Here is a 3,988-nt window from a genome sequence, read left to right on the forward strand (position 1 = left end):
TTGTCCTTGAGGAGTTCCTTTTGCTTTTTCCACAATGGAGAAAGGGAAAAATAATCCATCTACCTCCTGATAATCACTCATCAAAGTCTGACTGGTAATTCCTTTGGCAGGCCCGGTTTTTATTTCTTTTTCGACCATAATGGGAACGTAGTTTTCAGTATCAAAAAAATAAAAGGAGATGTTTTCCTGTTCTGATCCATCAACCAAAACAGGTTTTTTGGTCAATTTGACTTTAAAGCATTCTGTGCCTTCAATAGTTTCTTTACCCAGCAATTCAGCCTTATAGCCTTTGCTTTTCATATCCAAAAACGGATCAGGGAAATCACCCAACTCCCGTTTCAGGTTTTCGGTGGTTTCACCGTCACTTTTTTCAGGTTTCATGGTCATGAAATTGACACCCCAAGCTTCAGTTCCGTCAAATGCCTGCTGCACTATTTCCTGGCCCTGTAATTGAAATTTCATATACATTTTGCCTTCTTTGGACTGGACTATTTCGATGGGAATATCCATTCCCTGGGTATTTACTTTACCTTCCATTTTGACAGCAGTCAACTTCGCCCATTCTGATGCCCCACCAGTATTTTCCAGGTATTGATCAATGATTTCTTCTACTGTTTGGGCATGTGAAAGTGTAGAAAAGCAGAATAATGCAAGAATAAGTATTGACTTTTTCATATAGTTGTGATTATTTAGAAAATTAAGTAATATTTTTTATCGAAAATAAAGGTATTAAAATAAAAATTCCTATCGATTAATTTTTTTTGATCTCCTGATTTTATTGATGAAAGATGATTTTTATTGATTTTCGTTTTAGATTAAAAATTTCCTTTTTGAATTAAATAAATCATTTCTATATTTGTAGAATACAATCTAATCATATAGAATATGAACCTTTCAAATGGAGAAGAGCAGCTGATGAACTATTTATGGGAAAAAGGATCGGCATTTATGAAGGATCTGCTTGAGGCTTATCCTGAACCAAAGCCTGCACCCACCACTGTGGCGACCTTATTAAAAAGGTTGACGGATAAAGGTGCTGTCAGCTATAAGGTGTTTGGAAATTCTCGGGAGTATTATCCTGAAGTTCAGAAAAGTCAATACTTTTCCGATAAGGTCAATGTTCTGATCAAAACCTTTTTCAATGATTCCCCCTCACAGTTCGCCTCATTCTTTACCAAGGAAACCGACCTTTCCCAGAAAGAACTGGAATCCTTAAAGTCGATCATAGAAGAACAAATCAAAACCAAGAAGCCATGATACTTATCATCTTAAAATCAGCTTTGTCGATGGCAGTATTTTTATTGCTTTATCGCCTATTTCTTGAAAAGGAAAGTCTTTACAGGTTCAACAGATTTTTCCTGCTTGGTAGCTTGGTTATTTCCCTGACACTGCCTTTTGTAGTGCTGCCATCATTTTTTCCCCGAATCCAGGAAACACCAAAAGTTGTCTGGGAGCAACTGCTGCCTGTTGAGGCTCCAATGGAGGCTGAAGTTTTTAAATCTGGATTGGTTTCAGAAAAGCAGACTGCTGAAAAAACCCCTATTGAAATCCATTCGGTATATGAGTTTGACTGGTATCTGGTAGTAGGTATAGTTTATTTTCTTGGTTTTTTACTTTTCTTTTCCAGGTTTATCATTCAGTTAATCCAGTTCCGAAAGCTGAAATCAACCAATCCTTTATTGCAAAAAGATGGATACCAAGTTGTGCTCTTGCCGGAAAAGAATTTACCATTTACATTTTTGGATTACCTGTTTGTGTCAGAAGTGGACTACAAAGCAAATAAAATAGAACCGGAAATATGGGAACATGAACTCACCCATATCAGGCAAAAACACTCTTGGGATATACTTTTTGTGGAGGTGTTGAAAGTGTTGCTTTGGTTCAATCCATTGCTGCTATTGTATAAAAAAGCCATACAGATCAATCATGAATATTTGGCTGATGAAGCGGTTAACAGGCAGTTCCAAAATAAAACGGCATACCAGATGTTGCTGTTTTCCAAAGTAAGTCAATCACAAATCAATCTAAGTTTAAGCAGTCGGTTTAATTTTTCAGTGACCAAAAAGAGATTGATAATGATGGGCAGATTCACCTCCCCGGGAAAATCCATTTTGCTCAAAGGGCTTACCTTTTCGATCGTGTTGGCTGTATTTTTCTCTTTGGCCTCTTCAGGAATTACCTCAGCCAATCCTATTTCTTTGTCCCTTTTGAAGTCATCGGTGGAGGAATATGAAAGAATAATTTGGGAGGCTTCTGATAAAGATCAACCATACGTTTTGGATATCAGCAAGCTTGACCTTCCCAAATTGAAACAGGCTTTTGACCGACTCAATGAAGAGGAAAAAGAAAATGTGACTGAGTTTCCTTTCTTCGACGATGGAGCTTTTTCGAGATTGCAGGCATTACTAAAGATATCCAACAAAGTACAAGTGGTCATGCAATATAACGCTCCTCCGCCCACCAAGCAGGTTAAAACAGAAATTTGGGAAAACTGGAAAAAGACCAAAAATGTAGAATTGGAAATTGATGGGGAGACGCAGGATATTTCTGTTTTGGAAAGCTACTCACCGGAAGACTTCGTGATGTTTGAAGTCAGGGGTACAGAACCCAAAAGATTCTTAAAAAAACCATCTTACACAGTCAAACTGACATCCCCCAAAGAATACCACAGACAATTCATCCTTCCCAAGAAAGAACTTCGAGCAATTGCTGCTCATTTCGTAAACGGGGACAAGGCAGAAGTGAGCTATTTGCCGAAATTTATTTTTTTCAGAGATCAAGGAATGCATATAAGTCGTAACCAAGACTCACATATTCCCCAAAATTACGAGGCCTCTATTTTGGATGCATTTTTGAATTATAGCCCTGATTCGTACCGTGTGGGAAACATTATCCTGGATGATGATTTGAAAATTGAAATCCCCATCATTCTAATTCGCGATGGGGATCGCAAACAGGTCTTTGTACCCCTTGTGGATGATGGCGGAACAAATACCGAAAGCAATGGCAGGTCTACAGCGCTCAACCAGCTTTATTGATTACCTGTTATTTTTTTAATGTGACCTCTTTCATTTGAGGAATGATATTCTGAAAGCATCTTTTAATAATTTTTCAATAGGATTTTATAAAAAGTAATTTGAATGAACCACAAAAGAGACAAAAGAACACAAAAGAAAATATTTTTTTCTTGAAGGAATCTCCATGAAATAAATCCCAAACCTTTTGTTCCCTTTTGTTTCTTTTGTGGTTCAAAATAAAAGGTTATTTTCCTTTGTGGGCACTAATAATGGCCTGAATCACATCCTCTTTTTCCTCATAATTTCGGTCAAAAGGGAAAGGATAAGCTGTTCTTCCCCGAATGGGCCAGTTGTTCAGCCAGGTACCGCCATCGTGTATGCCCCAGAATGTCACCCGGGTGATATGCTCCCTGTGCCTATAAAATAGGCCGAATAACTCCCCATATCTTTTTGCCAATTTTTCCTGCACTTCTTGTGGTAAGCCATCTTTATAAGGGTTGTATTTCTCCTCAAAAACGAAAGTGGAGTCAATGTCGGCACCGAACCTGTTGACAGGGTTGGGCAATACATCAATATCCAATTCGGTAAACATTACCTTAAATCCGGCATCAGCTATTGCCACAATAGAAGCTTCAATTTGGTCAAGAGTGGGTGACTCCAATCCATAGTGTCCCTGCATCCCAATTCCATCTATCCTGATTCCCTCCGAGCGCAGTTCTTTCGCCAATTCAATGGCTGTATTCCTTTTGGCAGGCTTCCACATATTGTAGTCATTGTAATACAATTCCGCATCAGGATCTACTTCATTGGCTTTGATAAAAGCCCTCTTAAGAAAGTCCTTTCCAGCAGCATTATACCATTTTGAAGCCCGGTATTCACCATTATCCATAATCGCCTCATTGACCACATCCCAACCATTTACCCGTCCTTTGTATCTTCCGGCTACTGTTTGAATATGGTCTTCCATTCGT

General features: G+C 38.5%; 4 protein-coding genes. 2 read left to right on the forward strand and 2 right to left on the reverse strand.

The window, feature by feature from the left end:
* The coding region (locus ACEW8U_RS11790) for an outer membrane lipoprotein-sorting protein (protein ID WP_373522243.1) at positions 1–675 on the reverse strand (675 nt) is incomplete at its 3' end.
* 210 nt (positions 676–885) lie between these two features.
* On the opposite strand from ACEW8U_RS11790, the gene ACEW8U_RS11795 reads away from it, so the two are divergent.
* Together ACEW8U_RS11795 and ACEW8U_RS11800 are read left to right on the forward strand one after the other, a co-directional pair.
* Entirely contained in the window at positions 886–1,257 is a 372-nt protein-coding gene (locus ACEW8U_RS11795) for a BlaI/MecI/CopY family transcriptional regulator (RefSeq protein ID WP_373522244.1), read from the forward strand.
* Positions 1,254–3,038 carry a M56 family metallopeptidase gene (locus ACEW8U_RS11800; RefSeq protein WP_373522245.1) on the forward strand — a complete coding sequence of 595 codons (1,785 nt, stop codon included), beginning with the start codon at positions 1,254–1,256 and terminating at the stop codon, positions 3,036–3,038. Before ACEW8U_RS11795 ends, ACEW8U_RS11800 begins: the two co-directional genes overlap by 4 nt.
* A gap of 223 nt (positions 3,039–3,261) precedes the next feature.
* On the opposite strand, the gene ACEW8U_RS11805 is transcribed toward ACEW8U_RS11800, so the two are convergent.
* A partial coding sequence (locus ACEW8U_RS11805) for an endo-1,4-beta-xylanase (protein WP_373522246.1) occupies positions 3,262–3,988 on the reverse strand: 727 nt, incomplete at its 5' end.

Origin of the sequence: Aquiflexum sp. (assembly GCF_041751335.1) — a bacterium.
Classification (GTDB): domain Bacteria; phylum Bacteroidota; class Bacteroidia; order Cytophagales; family Cyclobacteriaceae; genus Aquiflexum.

Coding starts and splice junctions, on each gene's coding strand:
- ACEW8U_RS11795 (WP_373522244.1), top strand. CDS start 886: ATGAACCTTTCAAATGGAGAAGAGCAGCTGATGAACTATTTATGGGAA.
- ACEW8U_RS11800 (WP_373522245.1), top strand. CDS start 1,254: ATGATACTTATCATCTTAAAATCAGCTTTGTCGATGGCAGTATTTTTA.